The 16,688-nt window shown below is 35.7% G+C and carries 20 protein-coding genes; all 20 read left to right on the top strand.

Annotation, left to right across the window (positions count from 1 at the left end; all coding sequences use genetic code 11):
* Nucleotides 1-2 precede the first annotated feature (2 nt).
* The 20 genes from fliI (at nt 3) to NSU17_RS02850 (ending at nt 16,666) form a co-directional block, all read left to right on the top strand.
* Nucleotides 3-1,325: a flagellar protein export ATPase FliI gene (gene fliI, locus NSU17_RS02945; protein WP_096552460.1), complete on the top strand. Its 1,323-nt coding sequence runs from the start codon at nt 3-5 to the stop codon at nt 1,323-1,325.
* On the top strand, nt 1,325-1,774 hold the full coding sequence (fliJ, locus tag NSU17_RS02940; protein WP_016836758.1) for a flagellar export protein FliJ: 450 nt from the start codon (nt 1,325-1,327) through the stop codon (nt 1,772-1,774). Before fliI ends, fliJ begins: the two co-directional genes overlap by 1 nt.
* Before the next feature lie 7 nt (nt 1,775-1,781).
* Complete coding sequence (locus NSU17_RS02935; protein ID WP_340704239.1) at nt 1,782-2,390, top strand: MotE family protein; 609 nt, start codon at nt 1,782-1,784, stop codon at nt 2,388-2,390.
* A 15-nt stretch (nt 2,391-2,405) separates the two neighbouring features.
* Nucleotides 2,406-3,662, top strand: a complete 1,257-nt coding sequence (locus NSU17_RS02930) for a flagellar hook-length control protein FliK (protein WP_340704238.1) — start codon at nt 2,406-2,408, stop codon at nt 3,660-3,662.
* Nucleotides 3,663-3,665: 3 nt separating this feature from the next.
* Entirely contained in the window at nt 3,666-4,325 is a 660-nt protein-coding gene (gene flgD / locus NSU17_RS02925; protein ID WP_340704237.1) for a flagellar hook assembly protein FlgD, read from the top strand.
* Between the two features lie 13 nt (nt 4,326-4,338).
* The gene (locus NSU17_RS02920; RefSeq protein ID WP_340704236.1) at nt 4,339-4,710 is read left to right on the top strand and encodes a TIGR02530 family flagellar biosynthesis protein; all 372 of its coding nucleotides are present in this window, start codon (nt 4,339-4,341) and stop codon (nt 4,708-4,710) included.
* Between the two features lie 88 nt (nt 4,711-4,798).
* Nucleotides 4,799-5,773, top strand: a complete 975-nt coding sequence (gene flgG / locus NSU17_RS02915) for a flagellar basal body rod protein FlgG (protein ID WP_340704235.1) — start codon at nt 4,799-4,801, stop codon at nt 5,771-5,773.
* A 91-nt stretch (nt 5,774-5,864) separates the two neighbouring features.
* A complete protein-coding gene (locus NSU17_RS02910; protein WP_016836764.1) occupies nt 5,865-6,086 on the top strand; it encodes a flagellar FlbD family protein in 222 nt (73 codons plus the stop codon).
* Complete coding sequence (gene fliL / locus NSU17_RS02905) at nt 6,076-6,504, top strand: flagellar basal body-associated protein FliL (RefSeq protein ID WP_016836765.1); 429 nt, start codon at nt 6,076-6,078, stop codon at nt 6,502-6,504. Before NSU17_RS02910 ends, fliL begins: the two co-directional genes overlap by 11 nt.
* Nucleotides 6,505-6,532: 28 nt before the next feature.
* The gene (fliM, locus tag NSU17_RS02900; RefSeq protein ID WP_016836766.1) at nt 6,533-7,528 is read left to right on the top strand and encodes a flagellar motor switch protein FliM; all 996 of its coding nucleotides are present in this window, start codon (nt 6,533-6,535) and stop codon (nt 7,526-7,528) included.
* Nucleotides 7,521-8,753 carry a flagellar motor switch phosphatase FliY gene (gene fliY, locus NSU17_RS02895; RefSeq protein ID WP_340704234.1) on the top strand — a complete coding sequence of 411 codons (1,233 nt, stop codon included), beginning with the start codon at nt 7,521-7,523 and terminating at the stop codon, nt 8,751-8,753. The genes fliM and fliY overlap by 8 nt, the downstream gene beginning before the upstream one ends.
* Before the next feature lie 23 nt (nt 8,754-8,776).
* Nucleotides 8,777-9,139, top strand: coding sequence for a response regulator (locus NSU17_RS02890; protein WP_016836768.1), 363 nt, complete (start codon nt 8,777-8,779; stop codon nt 9,137-9,139).
* An 8-nt stretch (nt 9,140-9,147) separates the two neighbouring features.
* Nucleotides 9,148-9,798 carry a flagellar biosynthetic protein FliO gene (locus NSU17_RS02885; protein ID WP_340433488.1) on the top strand — a complete coding sequence of 217 codons (651 nt, stop codon included), beginning with the start codon at nt 9,148-9,150 and terminating at the stop codon, nt 9,796-9,798.
* On the top strand, nt 9,798-10,463 hold the full coding sequence (gene fliP / locus NSU17_RS02880) for a flagellar type III secretion system pore protein FliP (RefSeq protein WP_340433486.1): 666 nt from the start codon (nt 9,798-9,800) through the stop codon (nt 10,461-10,463). The genes NSU17_RS02885 and fliP overlap by 1 nt, the downstream gene beginning before the upstream one ends.
* Before the next feature lie 13 nt (nt 10,464-10,476).
* Nucleotides 10,477-10,746 (top strand): flagellar biosynthesis protein FliQ, encoded by a 270-nt coding sequence (gene fliQ, locus NSU17_RS02875; RefSeq protein WP_016836771.1) that lies wholly within the window; start codon nt 10,477-10,479, stop codon nt 10,744-10,746.
* A 5-nt stretch (nt 10,747-10,751) separates the two neighbouring features.
* Nucleotides 10,752-11,525, top strand: coding sequence for a flagellar biosynthetic protein FliR (gene fliR, locus NSU17_RS02870; protein ID WP_016836772.1), 774 nt, complete (start codon nt 10,752-10,754; stop codon nt 11,523-11,525).
* A 1-nt stretch (nt 11,526) separates the two neighbouring features.
* Nucleotides 11,527-12,615 (top strand): flagellar biosynthesis protein FlhB, encoded by a 1,089-nt coding sequence (gene flhB, locus NSU17_RS02865; protein ID WP_340704233.1) that lies wholly within the window; start codon nt 11,527-11,529, stop codon nt 12,613-12,615.
* Nucleotides 12,616-12,633: 18 nt separating this feature from the next.
* Nucleotides 12,634-14,667 (top strand): flagellar biosynthesis protein FlhA, encoded by a 2,034-nt coding sequence (gene flhA / locus NSU17_RS02860; protein WP_016836774.1) that lies wholly within the window; start codon nt 12,634-12,636, stop codon nt 14,665-14,667.
* Entirely contained in the window at nt 14,664-15,800 is a 1,137-nt protein-coding gene (gene flhF, locus NSU17_RS02855; RefSeq protein WP_340704232.1) for a flagellar biosynthesis protein FlhF, read from the top strand. The genes flhA and flhF overlap by 4 nt, the downstream gene beginning before the upstream one ends.
* A complete protein-coding gene (locus NSU17_RS02850; RefSeq protein ID WP_096550667.1) occupies nt 15,797-16,666 on the top strand; it encodes a MinD/ParA family protein in 870 nt (289 codons plus the stop codon). Before flhF ends, NSU17_RS02850 begins: the two co-directional genes overlap by 4 nt.
* The last annotated feature ends 22 nt before the right edge of the window (nt 16,667-16,688 follow it).

Below are 16,688 nucleotides of genomic sequence, written 5' to 3'. Positions count from 1 at the left end.
CGATGAAAGCGGCTGACTTGGTCAACAATATACCTGCCATCAACACGTTCAAAAAATATGGAAAAGTTACGAGAGTTGTTGGACTATTGATAGAATCTCAAGGTCCAGAATGTTCCATCAATGACGTATGCAAAATTCATGTTCGTACGAAAAAAGGGCACGAAGTAATTTTAGCGGAAGTAGTAGGCTTTAAAGATGAGTATGTTATGTTAATGCCTTTTACTTCCGTACGAGAAATTTCTATTGGCTGTTTAGTGGAAGGAACAGGGAGTCCATTAGAAGTTAAAGTCGGTCCAGAATTAATTGGAAAAGTACTAGATTCGCTAGGCAACCCTTTTGATGGGACTTCTCTTCCGAGAGGATTAGTTTCGGTACCTACAGAAAACGAACCTCCAAATCCTTTGCATCGTCCGCCCATTGATCGGCAATTGGAAGTGGGAGTAAAAGCCATTGATGCGATGTTGACGGTAGGAAGCGGACAAAGGGTTGGTATTTTTGCAGGTTCTGGTGTGGGTAAAAGTACTCTTCTCGGCATGATTGCACGTAACACAAGAGCAGATTTAAATGTGATAGCTCTTATTGGTGAGCGCGGCAGAGAAGTGAGGGAGTTTATCGAACGGGATTTAGGTGAAGAAGGATTAAAACGATCCATCGTGATTGCAGCTACAGGTGATCAGCCTGCATTAATGAGGATAAAAGGTGCTTTTACTGCGACAGCCATTGCTGAGTATTTCCGAGAACGAGGTTTAAATGTCATGTTAATGATGGATTCTGTTACTCGTGTTGCAATGGCACAACGGGAGATTGGATTAGCAACAGGTGAACCGCCTGCTCAAAAAGGTTATACGCCATCAGTCTTTTCTATATTACCGAAATTGTTAGAAAGAACCGGGACAAGCATGAAAGGGAGTATAACGGCCTTTTATACGGTGCTTGTTGATGGGGATGATATGAATGAACCAATTGCAGATGCAGTTCGAGGTATTTTAGATGGACATATCGTATTAGACCGCACCTTAGCAAATAAAGGACAATATCCGGCTATTAACGTACTAAAAAGTGTCAGCCGTTTAATGAATCATATTTCTTCTGAAGAACATGTAAAAGCTGCTGAGAGAATTAGAGAATTGTATTATACATATGCAAAATCAGAAGATTTAATAAACATTGGGGCTTATAAAAAAGGAACGTCGAAAGAAATTGACGAAGCGATTTATTATGAACCCCTTATTACTCAATTTTTAAAACAAGGATTTAAAGAAAAAGTAACCCTTGAAGAAAGTGTTAATGAACTAATTGCTTTAGCGAATGGCGGTGGCAAATAATGGTTCAATATACGTATCGATTTGAAAAACTATTAACAATTCGCGAACAAGAAAAACAGCAAACAGAAATGGCTTACAAAGAATCGGTTCGATCTTTTGAAAAAGTAGCGACACAATTATATGAATTGTTAAAGAAAAAAGAAAACTTAATTGAATATCAAAATGAGCGGTTAAAAAATGGACTAACGATTGATGAAATCCACCATTTTGCAAAGTTTATTGATAGTTTGGAACATACCATTGATGAAGTACAACAAAAAGTAAAACAAGCACGTGTAAAAATGCAATGGTATGAACAAAAATTAGTAGAAAAAAACTTGGAAGTACGTAAGTATGAAAAAATGCGAGAGAAGGATTATAGCGCATTTCAAGAGGAACAAAATCGCCTAGAGGCTCAACACTTGGATGAGATTTCCTCACTTATGTACAACAAGAAGATATTTAGGTGATTTTATGGTGAAAGTGAACAAAAAGCTGAAAAATGATTATACTGAAGATTTTATGGAAAAAAAATCACCAGGATTTTTTCAAAAATTCTTCGCTTGGGTGATTATTCCGCTGCTATTCGTTATAGCCATTTTGCTCGTCGTTGCTCAATTTACAAATACGAACATCTTCGAAAAGGCTTCTGAAATGTTGCCTCGTACTGACGAAGAAACACCTGCCAGCGCTATTGATATGGACAATAAAATTGTTGAATTACAAGCGCAAATTCAAGAAAAAGATGCGCAAATTGAAAAATTACAAAGCGAATTGAATACTGCTTTAGCTGAGAACGAAAATCATATAGCAATACAGAAAGAATTGCGAAAAAGAATTGAAGAATTAGAAGCTGGTAAACAAGAATCAAAAAAAGATTTGAAAGAAATTGTTAACACTTATGAAAAAATGTCGGCTAAAGCAGTTGCACCAATCATTGTAGAAATGAAAGATGAACAAGCGTTGGAAATATTATCGAATTTGAAGCCAGATACACTTTCTCAAGTTTTAGCCAAAATGGATCCGAAAGAGGCTGCAAGATATACAGAATTATTATCTAAAAACAAAGAATCAAATACCGACTAGAAAGGAGGTGAAAGAATGAGTATAGGAATGCCATTTATTATATCTCAATCCCAATCGTTAGGATCCATAAAAGGACAGCAAAATGTTTTCAAAAACAAAGAAGGTTTTAGTAAGTTTGGTGATGTTTTTACTAAGGTTGTTCAAAGTGAAGAGAAAATGTCATCCGGAATTATGGAAACGGTAGAAAAAGAAATTCAACCACTATTAAAAGCTGATTCCGTAGAAGACATATTTGATTTACTCGAAATTCCTAACGATGAAGGATTGATTATACTCTCCCAAGGTGAAGAAGAGCAAGTAATTACAATAGAAGAATTAATGTCAAACATCGATGACATTTTAACACTATTAAATATGAATACTGAGCAACTAAATGAAATTGCTCAAGAGCTTTTGGGAGAAGAAGTTCGCATCGATAATATTTGGGATTTCATTCATCTCGTAAATCATGAACAGCAGTCTTTAAACGCCAACGTTGAGTCGCGATTGTTGGACAAAATGACTTCAATTTTATTTGGCGAAGAGAATAGATTACAAAGAGATGTAGTGAAATTTTTGCAAGTAATAAAATTAGCCCAATTAGTTGGCGAACAGTCTCAATTAAAATTAGAACAACAAGAACAGATTTCTAACTTAAAAACGTTCTTACTGAATATTGAAAAAACAATTATAAAGGAAATGACAACATCAACTGGCAAATTTTCATTAGAAAATTTCCAGCAAGTCGTAGTTAAACAGGTAAAAACAGAAGTTGATTCTAACGCTCATACAACTTCCAATATTTCTTTACATCAAAATTCGGAAACGAAAACAATTACGGTTACTTTGCCAAATACAAATAATGGATCACAGGCTGAATCATTAGTAAAACAAATTGAATCGATATTACAACGTAGCCAAATATCCAATTCTCAAGGAACAACGAAATTATTATTAAAACTTTATCCTGAACATTTAGGATCTATTCGAATCGAATTAGTACAAAGAGACGGTGTGATTTCTGCTAGATTGCTTGCTTCAACTGCACTTGGAAAAGAATTACTGGATAGTCAAATTCATCAATTAAAGCAAGCGTTTGTTCAACAAAACATTCAACTTGATCGAATCGATATTCAACAAAGTTTACAAGAGACGGATTTACGTGACCAAAATTTATTTAACAATATGTTTAAAGGTCAGCAACAGTCTGAAGAAAATGATAAAGATTCAGAAGAGCAGCAAGATGATGAAAAACTGTCTTTTAAAGAATTTTTAGTAAATGAGGAAGTGTAGCATATGGTAGAAATGTCAAAAATCACAAATGATTACTATTTATCTAACAATAAAAAAGTAGAAAAACGTACAGGAAACTCTATCCTTGGTAAAGATGATTTTCTAAAAATTCTAATCACTCAGTTGCAGCATCAAGATCCAACTAATCCAGTAGAAGATAAAGAATTCATTGCTCAAATGGCTCAGTTTTCAACATTAGAACAAATGCAGAACATGACGAAAGCAATGGAGGATTTGCTCGAATCACAATTGCAAACACAATTGATGGCATACACATCTTTCATAGGGCAAGAAGTAAAATGGCATGAAATTACCGATAAATTGGATGAAAAAGGAAAGCCGATGATTAACGAAGGCCAAGGGGTTATCGTTGAAATAAAATTTAAAAACGGCATGCCATTGTTTATATTAGATGATGGAAAAGAAATTACTGTAGGCAATATTTCTTCTATTTTAAAAAAGAATAGCGAAAAACCTGTAGTTGAAAATCCTCTAGTAGAGGCAAGTAAACTTATTGGAAAAACTGTCAAATACCAAAATGAAAACGGTGAGCTTGTTCAAGGAATCATCGAAGCTGTGACAACAAACAATCAAACAATTGAATATATTTTAGATAACCAAGTTCGGTTAAAGAAAGAGCAATTTGAAATTGTCAGTGAATAAGGTTGGTGAATCCATGCATCGAATACAATTTCAGCACGTACCATTACAACCGATTCATCTAAAACATAGCTCGAAACCAACAACAGAAAAAAAGACGACAAGCTTCATTGAGCATTTTGAACAAGCGAAAAATGAGCTGAAAATCAGCAAGCATGCCAATGAACGAATTCGCGAGCGAAATATCCAGATTTCAGAACAAGAATGGAAAAAAGTCAGCGATAAAGTAATGGAAGCCCGTTCAAAAGGAATCATGCAGCCGCTTGTATTAATGGATCAAGCAGCGATAATCATCAGTGCGAAAAATGGAACCGTTATAACCGTTTTGGAGCGGGATGAAGCAAAAGAACAATTATTTACAAATATTGATGGCACTATTGTGTTATAAGGCAGGACCAATCTGGATGCCTTCGTTTGCGGACTGACAGAAGCAAACGAAATATGATGATGATAATTTGAAAGGAGAAGGATCATTTATGCTACGTTCAATGTACTCTGCGATTTCAGGTGTGCGTAACCACCAAACAAAATTAGATGTAATTGGGAACAATATTTCCAATGTGAATACACATGGATTTAAGAAAAGCAGAACGATATTTAAAGAAATGGTTTCACAAAATATAGGCAGTGCTTCAGCCGCTACTGCAACTCGAGGCGGTGTCAACCCAAAACAAGTGGGATTAGGATCTACAATGGCTGCTATTGATACAATTCACTCAACAGGTTCCTTGCAATCCACTGCTCGCACCCTTGATTTAGCGATTTCAGGGGACGGATATTTTATGGTGGCGGATGCATCGGGCAATTATAATAGAGATGTGGGAACTAAAGATGGAGAAGCTGATTTTTATTTTACAAATGTTTTATATACTAGAGCAGGAAACTTTTATATGGATAAAGATGGATTCCTTGTAAATTCTGAGGGGAAATATTTGGTTGGTGTTGCACCAAGAGGTGTTAATTCGACTACTGCTAGTACTGCTTATCCTTTAGCTAAAGATGTAAAAATGAAAAATGATTCGAGTGATTTATCACCACAAAACACAACACCAATATCAGGTGCGACAACAGATTATGCACCAATTCGAATCCCGACGGATGCTACTGAAATGAGTATCGGGCAAGATGGTACTGTGACATTTGTTGATGCAAATGGTGAATTAAAATGGGCAGGGCAAATTGTGTTGGCAAAATTCCCTAATGCCAGTGGTCTTCAAAAAGTTGGAAACAACTATTATCAAGAAACGAATAACTCAGGAGCTGCCTATACACAAGTTGCAACCGTAGCAGGTATAGGTTCTATCGAATCTGGGTTCCTTGAAATGTCAAATGTGGACCTATCAGAAGAGTTTACGGAAATGATCGTGGCACAACGCGGTTTCCAAGCAAATACTCGCGTAATTACAACTTCCGATCAAATTTTAGAAGAATTAGTGAACTTAAAACGATAATCAATCTAGTAATCTTTTAACTTACTAGTCTTTAGATTATTTTAAAGAAAAGGAGGGTCGGGCCGGCTCTATCCTTCCCGGCCCTATTTCAATGATTCAACTAACACGCCTTAATGGCAAAACATTTTCATTGAATGCTTTATACATAGAAACAGTCGAATCCTTTCCAGATACGACCATTACGCTAACGACTGGGCGGAAATATATTGTAAAGGAAACTGAAGAAGAAGTTAGAAAAAAAGTGACAAATTATTATCGCACGATTCAAGTGCTTTCTAACCCCCATCTACGAGGTGATGAAAATGAAGAATAATAAATTATTAACAGTAATGCTCATCATTTTAGTGTCGATTACGTTAATTGGGGTTGTACTTGTAGTTTTATTGACTCAATTCAATAAACAATCTACAACCCTCGAACCAACCATCGATAAAATTATCGAATCTAGCGTAGATGTACCTGAAATAACGACCAATTTAGCAGATGGAAATTATATTCGCATTGAATTGAAAATCCAAACAGATAGCCCTAAAGCAGCAAAGGAACTAGCTAAACGCGACTTCCAAACAAATAACATTATCATAGAGGAACTATCTGAATTAACGGAGGAAAACCTAAAAGGAAAAGAAGGAAAAATTCTATTAGAATCAACGATTAAAGCCCGATTAAATGAATTGATGCAAGAGGGTGAAGTGCAACAAGTATACATTACCTCCTACATCATTCAGTAAAGAAATCTGTTGAAATGGAGGTGGTCAAATGCCAGGTGATGTATTATCCCAATCGGAAATCGATGCGCTGCTTTCAGCAATCTCTACTGGGGAAATGTCAGCAGATGAAATGAAAAAAGAAGAAGAAAAGAAAAAAGTCAAAGTTTATGATTTCAAGCGTGCCCTTCGTTTTTCAAAGGATCAAATTCGAAGTCTGACGCGAATTCATGAAAACTTTGCAAGACTTTTAACTACATTCTTTTCTGCTCAACTTAGAACATATGTACAAATTTCTGTAGCATCTGTTGACCAAATTCCCTTTGAAGAATTTGTTCGCTCGATTCCAAATATGACATTAATAAATGTATTTGAAGTACCGCCTTTAGATGGTAATATTTTAATGGAGATCAATCCAAACATTGCTTACTCTATGTTAGATCGCCTCATGGGTGGTAGCGGTACAAGTTATTCAAATGTTGACAATTTAACTGAAATCGAACAAAAAATCATGACAAACTTATTTGAACGTTCCTTCGATAATTTGCGTGAAGCTTGGGAAAATATCGCTGAAATTGACCCAATGCTTGTTGAACTCGAAGTGAACCCACAATTTTTACAAATGATTTCACCAAATGAAACAGTAATCGTTATTTCAATGAATACCGTTATTGGTGAAACTTCTGGCATGATTAACATTTGTATTCCACATGTCGTATTGGAACCAATTATACATAATTTGTCTGTCCAATACTGGATGCAATCGAATACAAAAGAGCCAACAGAAGCACAAATCAAAGCGTTAGAAACAAAAGTAAAACAATCTGACTTACAGCTCGTAGCTGAACTCGGTACATCTACGATTTCAATCGAAGACTTTTTAACGATGAATATCGGTGATGTCATCCAGCTCGATCAGAAAATTTCTGATCCATTAATTCTTAGAATTGGAGATATTCCAAAATTTACTGTTCAGCCGGGTAAATTAAAGAAAAAAATGGCAGTTCAGATTATTGAGACTTTGAAAGGAGGAGAAGAAGATGAGTGATGATATGCTCTCCCAAGAAGAAATTGAAGCCCTACTTCGAGGTGAAACACTAGATGATAAAATCGAGGAAATGGCTTCAAATTCTAAAACAAATTCAAACGAAAAATTAGTTGTTGAAGATTATTTAACAGAAATGGAACGCGATGCGTTAGGTGAAATAGGAAATATTTCTTTCGGGAGCTCAGCAACTGCACTATCTTCATTGTTAGGGCAAAAAGTTGAAATAACAACTCCTGTAGTGTCACTAATTAATAGAAATAATTTGGAAGAAGAATTTCCACATCCATATGTTGCTGTATCAGTAGAATATACAACTGGTATAAGCGGTGTGAATTTATTAGTCATTAAACAATCAGACGCTGCAATCATTGCAGATTTAATGCTTGGAGGAGATGGACGTAATCCGAACCCAGATTTAGGAGAAATCCAATTAAGTGCTGTTCAAGAAGCGATGAATCAAATGATGGGTTCAGCTGCAACCTCCATGTCTACGATGTTTAACAAAAAAGTAGATATTTCACCACCTTCTCTAGCATTATTAAATATTAAGGAAAATAAAGGTGGAGAGAATATTCCTGATGATGAAATATTGGTAAGAGTTTCCTTCCGTTTACTCATCGGGGATTTAGTAGATTCTACAATCATGGAATTACTACCATTAGATCTAAGTAAAAAGCTTGTAAAATCCTTATTCGGTGAAAATACAGATGCGAATCAATCTGAGGCACAACCTCAAGTACAAGCTGAGCCGAAACAAGTAACTGCATCGCCAATGCAACAAAGCACAACAGCGCAATGGGAACAATCAATACAACAGGCTAATCAACCAGTATATCAGCAGCAAGCTGCTACTACTCAGGAAATACCAAGTTTTACTACTTATTCACAACCAAAACCTCAGCCGGTGAATGTTCAACAAGCTCAATTTGCAACATTTGATCAACCGAAGATGACAGAGGCAGAAGCTCGCAATTTAAACATGTTACTTGATATTCCGTTACAAGTAACTGTTGAATTAGGACGGACGAAGCATTCAGTGAAAGAAATATTACAATTAGCTTCAGGTTCCATTATAGAGCTAGATCGACTTGCTGGTGAGCCAGTTGATATTTTAGTAAATAATCGCCTAATTGCGAAGGGTGAAGTTGTAGTCATTGATGAAAACTTTGGTGTGAGAATTACAGATATTATCAGTCAGAAAGAACGCATCAATAATCTAAGATAGAATAATAATGGAGGAATCTTACTATGTCTAAAAAAATCTTAATAGTTGATGATGCAGCATTTATGCGCATGATGATTAAAGATATTTTGACGAAGAATGGCTATGAAGTAGTTGGAGAGGCAGCAGATGGAATGCAGGCTGTAGAAAAATATAATGAATTGCGACCGGATTTAGTGACAATGGACATCACGATGCCAGAAATGGACGGCATAACAGCATTGAAACAAATTAAATCGATTGATCCAAACGCTGTTGTAATTATGTGTTCAGCTATGGGTCAACAAGCGATGGTCATTGATGCCATCCAAGCGGGTGCGAAAGACTTTATCGTAAAACCATTCCAAGCAGATCGTGTTATTGAAGCAATCCAAAAAGCAATAGGTTGATAGGAAAGATGAAAAACCTTTATAAAAAAATTAGCATTGTCCTTATGTTGTTCGCAGTTTTTATAATGACTGCTCCAGCACAGCTCGCTTTTGCGAACCAAAAAAATAAAATGATTGACGAAGGCTATTTTGATAATCCTGAAACTTTCAATCAAGATTCTACAGCTGTCAAAGAATCGGCAGCTGTAGGTCTTACAGCTTGGGATTATATCAAAATGCTGCTCGCACTCATTTTTGTACTCCTATTATTAATTTGGGTGTTAAAGTTTATTAATAAAAAAAGCTATCATTTTCAACAAAATCAAATTGTTCGAAATATCGGTGGTATTTCAGTAGGTTCACAAAAGTCTGTTCAAATTTTGCAAATTGGAGATAAGCTGTACATCGTTGGTGTAGGTGAAAATGTAGAACTCATTAAGGAAATTTCAAATCGTGATGAAATTGACAAGTTGCTTAATCTTTACAATGAAAAACAAATGTTAACAACAAGTCCACCATTCATTGCAGAATTATTTAAAAAATTGAAAGGGCAGTCAAAAACGCGTGAAAATAGTAATCATTCAGATTTCGGGAATATGTTAAATCAGCGTTTATCTGAAATTCAAAAGATGCGTCGCGACGAGCTCGAAAAATGGAAGGAAAAGGAGCGCGATAAATAATGGAACAATTTATCTCATTCTTTTCTGACTCTGAGCCTACAAACGTCGCTACTTCTGTAAAATTACTATTATTATTGACAGTATTATCACTTGCACCAAGTATTTTAATTTTAATGACATCATTTACACGTATCGTCATAGTCCTTTCGTTTACTCGGACAGCTTTAGCGACGAATCAAACGCCTCCCAATCAAGTAATTATTGGGTTAGCATTATTTTTAACTTTCTTTATTATGGCTCCAACCTTCCAACAAGTAAATGATGAAGCATTGCAACCGCTCTTTAATGAAGAGATTGGCCTTGAAGAAGCATATTCTAGAGCAAGTGTTCCATTTAAGGAATTTATGGCAAAACATACAAGACAAGGAGATTTGGAACTGTTTTTACAATATAGTCAAGCAGAAAGACCACAATCTATTGAGGAGATTCCTTTAACCATATTGGTACCGGCTTATGCTTTGAGTGAATTGAAAACCGCTTTCCAAATGGGATTTATGATTTTCATTCCGTTTATTGTCATTGATATGGTTGTAGCAAGTGTACTCATGTCTATGGGGATGATGATGTTACCGCCTGTCATGATTTCGTTGCCATTTAAGATTTTATTATTTGTACTTGTCGATGGATGGTATTTAGTCATTAAATCTTTACTCCAAAGTTTCTAAGGGAGGAAACTCAATGTCACAATTAACAGTCATTCAAATAGCTGAACAAGCGGTATGGGTTGTCCTCTTAGTTGCAGGTCCACTAATGTTAGTGGCTTTAGTTACTGGTCTAATCATCAGCATTTTCCAAGCTACAACGTCTATTCAAGAACAAACATTGGCGTTTGCTCCGAAAATAATTGCGGTGTTAGTAGCCATCGTATTTTTTGGACCATGGATGGTGTCAAAAATGTCAGAATACTTTATTGACATTTTGAACAATTTAACGCGATACATAGGGTGACATAAATGTTAGAAATCATACCACAATTTTCTGTATTCCTATTAATGTTTGTAAGGATTTCTGCATTTTTTGTTACCGTCCCTTTTTTTTCATATCGTACGATACCACCCCAATTAAAAATTTTGTTAGCTTTAATGCTTGCTTGGATGATGTATTATACGATTCAAACAGAAGTGATTCCGATTGATGGGAATTACATATTGCTTATTATGAAAGAAGCGATGATTGGGCTTATTATTGGATTAGCTGCAACCATCATAATATCCATCGTACAAATAGCTGGTGGTTTTATCGATTTTGAAATGGGATTTGCCATGGCAAATATCGTTGATCCGCTTACCGGTGCACAAAGTCCAATGATGGGGCAATTTTTTAACTTACTAATTTTATATTTATTAATTGCTACTAACGGTCACCACCTTATTTTAGATGGAATTTACTATAGTTATCAGTTTATTCCAATTAATCATTTTCCGAACTTTGGGGATGCTGGCATGGCGGAATTTACAGTAAAGTTGATTGCTGTAGTCTTTTCGGTTGCTTTTCAAATGTCAGCACCTTTAGTAGCAGCATTGTTTTTATTAACGCTTGCTATTGGTATTACCGGAAAAACGGTTCCTCAATTAAATATTTTTATTATAGGATTTCCATTAAAGATTATCGTAGGATTTCTTGTATTGTTCATTTCAATGGGGATTATGATTGAAGTGATGCAAAAGGTGATTGAATTAATGATTACCGTTATGCGTGAATTCATGCAGTTTTTAGGTGGTGCATAATTTGAAGTTACTGCTTCCTTTAGACTTACAATATTTTGCTGGTGAAAAAACAGAAAAAGCGACTCCAAAGAAACGGAAAGATGCTCGAAAAAAGGGACAAGTTGTAAAAAGCCAAGATTTTTCGTCAGCGATTTTGTTTTTAATCCTTTTTCTTTTTCTCACCTTTATGGCACCGTTTATGTTTAAAGGTCTCCTTTCTTTTTTTATACAAGCCTTTGAAAAATACATACTTTTTGAGACAGTGACAGTTGATGCCATCATGAATATCTATGTTGACTCTATTTCAGAAATGGCTGTCATTTTATTACCGGTGATGGTAGTAGCAATGGTTGTGGCAATGTTCTCTAACTTTTTACAATTTGGTTTCTTGTTTACAACAGAAACAATAAAATTTGATTTGAAAAAAATTGATCCAATAAAAGGGATTAAGAAAATTATTTCATTAAGAGCTATTGTGAACTTAATTAAGTCTTTGTTAAAAGTAGCATTTATTGGGACAGTAACTGGATTTGTTATTTGGCTTAATTTTGACGATGTATTGTCTTTAGCATTTCATAGCCCTTGGGAAGCATTAATAATAGTTGCAAAACTAACGGCTATGATGGGCATCGCTAGTGCCATTGCCTTACTATTAGTCGCTATTCTAGATTACATATATGAAAAATTCGATTATGAAAAAAAATTAAGAATGTCGAAACAGGACATTAAAGATGAGTATAAAAATACGGAAGGGGACCCACTCATCAAATCGAAAATTAAGCAACGGCAGCGAGAAATGGCTATGCGACGCATGATGCAAGAAGTACCGAAAGCGGATGTGGTTATTACAAACCCAACTCACTTTGCAGTTGCCTTAAGATATGATGATGAGTCCATGGAAGCTCCTAAAGTCGTTGCAAAAGGTGTCGACTTTGTAGCACAAAAAATCAAATTAATTGCAAAGGAAAATGATATCGTCATGGTAGAAAATAGACCATTAGCAAGAGCGCTATATGATCAAGTGGAAATTGGTGAAGAAGTGCCTGAAGAATTTTTCAAAGCAGTGGCAGAAATATTAGCTTATGTTTATCGAGTTAAACGTAAAATTTAGTTTGTAGGAGGGAAAAACATGAAATTTCGCGACTTAGGAGTATTAGCATTTATCATCGTGATAGTAGCGATGCTCGTAATCCCTCTACCAACATGGTTGCTAAGTTTTTTAATCATCATTAATATTACGCTTTCTTTACTTGTATTGCTCACTGCAATGAACATGAAAGAGGCGTTGCAATTTGCGATTTTCCCGTCAATTATATTGATTTTGACGTTGTTCCGACTTGGTGTGAGTATTTCAACTACTCGTGCCATTCTTTCTCAAGGAGATGCCGGTGACGTCGTTGAAACGTTCGGGGAATTCGTAACGGGCGGTAATATACTAGTTGGTTTAGTTATTTTCATGTTGCTTGTCATTGTGAACTTTATCGTTATTACGAAAGGTTCAGAACGGGTTGCGGAAGTAGCAGCACGTTTCACGTTAGATGCGATGCCTGGTAAGCAAATGAGTATTGATGCAGATTTGAATGCAGGATTAATTTCTGAAAAGGAAGCACGGGAACGTCGCGATAAAGTTGCGAAAGAAGCAGATTTCTATGGGGCGATGGATGGTGCTACGAAATTTGTAAAAGGTGACGCCATTGCTTCCATCATCATGGTATTTATAAACTTAATTTTTGGTTTGTTTATTGGGATGTTACAAATGGGATATTCTTTTTCTGAAGCGGCAGACCACTTCTCCAAATTAACAGTCGGTGATGGTCTCGTTGCTCAAATTCCAGCCTTACTTGTATCAACAGCAACAGGTCTTGTAGTAACTCGAGCAGCAAGCGATGGTAATCTCGGAGAAGATATAATAGGGCAATTATTCTCTCAAGCAAAATTGCTTTATGTAGCAGCGGGAACCATTTTCTTGCTTGGCCTCTTTACTCCGATTCCTGACTGGATTACAATTCCAATTGCTGCATTACTTGCCATTGGAGCCTTTTTAATGAGTCGCAAAAAAGAAGAGGACCCAGAAGAATTGTTGGAAATTGAGGAAGAACAAGTAACCGATACAATGAAGAGTCCAGAAAATGTTGTCAATTTATTAAATGTTGATCCAATTGAATTTGAATTTGGTTATGGTTTAATTCCTTTAGTTGATGCGCAGCAAGGTGGGGATTTGCTTGACCGAGTTGTGATGATTCGTCGTCAGCTTGCATTAGAACTAGGTCTTGTAATTCCTGTTGTACGCATTCGAGATAACATCCAATTACAGCCGAATGAGTATCGTATTAAAATTAAAGGAAATGAAATGGCAAGGGGAGAATTATTATTAGACCATTATTTAGCGATGAGCCCTGGTGATGACGATTCGATTGAAGGGATTGATACAATTGAACCATCTTTTGGTCTCCCTGCAAAATGGATTACTGAGGAAGTAAAAGAAGAGGCGGAGATGCGAGGATTTACTGTTGTTGACCCGCCAAGTGTTGTATCCACACATTTAACAGAAGTCATTCGTGCAAACGCTCATGAACTACTCGGTCGACAAGAAACAAAGCAACTGATCGATCATTTGAGAGAAACACATGCTATTTTAGTCGACGAACTAACACCAACCCCATTATCGATTGGTGAAATTCAAAAAGTACTCGCAAAATTATTAAAGGAACATGTTTCGATTCGCAACTTACCAGTTATTTTTGAAACTTTGGCAGATTATGCAAAATTGACAAGTGACACGGATGTACTAACAGAATACGTAAGACAAGCCCTTGCACGACAAATTACAAGGCAATATGTACAAGACGGATCGCAATTAAAAGTAATTACCGTTCCGGCAAAATTAGAAAAAATCATTGCAGATAGCGTTCAGCAAACAGAACACGGAAATTACTTGGCGATGGATCCACAAGAATCTCAAAACGTTCTTGAGTCCATTGCAAAAGAAGTGGAAAGAGTTTCATACATGGAACAAACGCCAATTATTTTATGTTCACCAGGTATTCGAATGTATTTAAGACAATTAACGGAACGATATTTCCCACAAATTCCTATATTGTCTTATAATGAATTGGATGCGAACGTTGAAATCCAAAGTGTTGGGGTGGTGACTGTTGAATGAAAATGAAAAAATATATAGCACCTTCTATTGCTGAAGCGATGAAACAAGTGCGTTCAGAATTAGGTGAAGATGCTGTCATCATCAATTCTAAAGTAATTGTCAAAAAGAAATTTTTCGGATTGATAAGACAGAAAAATTTTGAGGTTCTGGCTGGAATTGACGTAGTTGAACGTCCAAAAGTTGATATGCCAGAACAAATGGATAGCCCTGTTAAAGTTCAGCCCATCGTTCCAAAAAAAGACGAACTACCTATAGCAGGAAATGTTTTGGAGCTAAAAGAAGAGATTGACAGCTTAAAAAAAATATTACAATCAATGAAACATGAATCAATTCAATCTTCATTGCCTGATGAACTTAAACCATTTGCTGAATATATGAAACGTCAAGAGCTTAATCAAGAGCTCATCACGGCCATTTGTGATGAGCTTTTTGTACATATGCAAACGACGAAGGAAATATCTAATCAAGAAATAAAAAACATTGCAAAAAAAATTTTACAAGCGAAACTTTCTCCCCTCCCATTAGGAGGTTTATCCTATGAGAAAAAATACGTGTGTGTCTTAGGTCCGACAGGGGTAGGAAAAACAACGACGATTGCTAAAATGGCAGCTCGAAGTGTTTTGGAGAAGAAGAAAAGAATCGGATTTATAACAACCGATACATATCGAATTGCAGCAATTGAACAGTTAAAAACATACGCTAATCTTCTTCAAGCCCCCGTAGAGATTGTTTACAACTTCAATGATTATAAAGAAGCAATAAAAAAATTTGAACATTTAGATTTAGTGTTCATTGATACAGCTGGGCGCAACTATAAAGAAGCAAAATATGTGAATGAATTAAAGAAACTGATTTCTTTCGATGAAGAAGTTGAATCTTATCTTGTTCTATCTTTGACTGCTAAAGAGAAAGATATTGAAACGATAATCGAACAATTTAATGAATTACCTGTTGAGAAGTTTGTCTTCACTAAAATTGATGAAACAAATTCTATTGGCGCGATGTATAATTTAATGATTAAATATAATAAAGGACTTGCTTACTATACAACTGGGCAAGAAGTACCGGAAGATATTGAAGAAGCAACTGCAGACAAATTACTTGAATTGTTCTTCCAAGGAGAATTCAAATGAGAGATCAAGCAGAAAAATTACGAATGAAAATGTTGGAGCGTCAAGGTGCATTAGGGAGATCCATCGCTGTTGTTAGCGGTAAAGGCGGAGTAGGAAAGAGTAATTTTACAACAAACTTTGCTATTAATCTAGCGAAACGTGGGAAAAAAGTTGTCATATTAGATATGGATCTCGGAATGGCAAATGTTCACATTTTAATAGGAAAACAGGCTCAATATAATTTGAAGGACTATTTAGAAGGACATGTTTCATTCGAAGAAATCATTTATGCAGGTCCACAAGACATTCATTACATTTCCGGAGGTTCCGGTTTTTCATCGGTCATTGAATGGTCAGAAGAGATGTTTGATGCCTTCATACATGCATTTGAAGAATTGCAGAAAAATTATGATTATATTTTATTCGATATGGGAGCAGGAGCAACAAATTGGGCGCTAGATGTGGTTACGTCCATTGAGGAAGTCATTGTAATCACAACTGCTGAGCCAACTTCGATTACAGATGCCTATTCAATGATGAAATTCATTTATTTAAAAGAACCGAGTAAAACATTTTATCTATTATGTAATCGAGCGTTTTCAAATGAAGAAGGAAGGGAAACGTTGCAGAGGCTAAAAAATGCAATGTTGAAATTTTTATCAAAAGAAGTTGTGATTCTTGGTTGGTTGCCAGAGGATAGTGCAGTCAGAAAAGCAGTGATTGAGCAAGTTCCTTTTTCAATTTCATATCCAAATGCTCAAATTTCAAAATCATTACATGAAATTGTAAATCGTTTTATTCATAATAAGTTAGGAGAAGAGATTCCTCTTTCATCCAATTCATTTATTACTAGACTAAAACGTATTTTCTCGAAAGGTCGTGATTAATTGGAACCTTCGAAAAAACATA

The sequence above is a fragment of the Ureibacillus sp. FSL K6-2830 genome, assembly GCF_038004145.1.
Lineage (GTDB): Bacteria > Bacillota > Bacilli > Bacillales_A > Planococcaceae > Ureibacillus > Ureibacillus thermosphaericus.
The sequence above is the reverse complement of the archived record's forward strand: the minus strand, read 5'-3'. Positions and strand labels throughout refer to the sequence as shown.

Coding starts and splice junctions, on each gene's coding strand:
- fliL (WP_016836765.1), top strand. CDS start 6,076: ATGAAGAATAATAAATTATTAACAGTAATGCTCATCATTTTAGTGTCG.
- NSU17_RS02885 (WP_340433488.1), top strand. CDS start 9,148: ATGAAAAACCTTTATAAAAAAATTAGCATTGTCCTTATGTTGTTCGCA.
- fliM (WP_016836766.1), top strand. CDS start 6,533: ATGCCAGGTGATGTATTATCCCAATCGGAAATCGATGCGCTGCTTTCA.
- fliP (WP_340433486.1), top strand. CDS start 9,798: ATGGAACAATTTATCTCATTCTTTTCTGACTCTGAGCCTACAAACGTC.
- fliJ (WP_016836758.1), top strand. CDS start 1,325: ATGGTTCAATATACGTATCGATTTGAAAAACTATTAACAATTCGCGAA.
- NSU17_RS02910 (WP_016836764.1), top strand. CDS start 5,865: ATGATTCAACTAACACGCCTTAATGGCAAAACATTTTCATTGAATGCT.
- fliQ (WP_016836771.1), top strand. CDS start 10,477: ATGTCACAATTAACAGTCATTCAAATAGCTGAACAAGCGGTATGGGTT.
- fliI (WP_096552460.1), top strand. CDS start 3: ATGAAAGCGGCTGACTTGGTCAACAATATACCTGCCATCAACACGTTC.
- flhA (WP_016836774.1), top strand. CDS start 12,634: ATGAAATTTCGCGACTTAGGAGTATTAGCATTTATCATCGTGATAGTA.
- NSU17_RS02850 (WP_096550667.1), top strand. CDS start 15,797: ATGAGAGATCAAGCAGAAAAATTACGAATGAAAATGTTGGAGCGTCAA.
- flgG (WP_340704235.1), top strand. CDS start 4,799: ATGCTACGTTCAATGTACTCTGCGATTTCAGGTGTGCGTAACCACCAA.
- fliY (WP_340704234.1), top strand. CDS start 7,521: ATGAGTGATGATATGCTCTCCCAAGAAGAAATTGAAGCCCTACTTCGA.
- NSU17_RS02920 (WP_340704236.1), top strand. CDS start 4,339: ATGCATCGAATACAATTTCAGCACGTACCATTACAACCGATTCATCTA.
- NSU17_RS02930 (WP_340704238.1), top strand. CDS start 2,406: ATGAGTATAGGAATGCCATTTATTATATCTCAATCCCAATCGTTAGGA.
- flgD (WP_340704237.1), top strand. CDS start 3,666: ATGGTAGAAATGTCAAAAATCACAAATGATTACTATTTATCTAACAAT.
- fliR (WP_016836772.1), top strand. CDS start 10,752: ATGTTAGAAATCATACCACAATTTTCTGTATTCCTATTAATGTTTGTA.
- flhF (WP_340704232.1), top strand. CDS start 14,664: ATGAAAATGAAAAAATATATAGCACCTTCTATTGCTGAAGCGATGAAA.
- NSU17_RS02890 (WP_016836768.1), top strand. CDS start 8,777: ATGTCTAAAAAAATCTTAATAGTTGATGATGCAGCATTTATGCGCATG.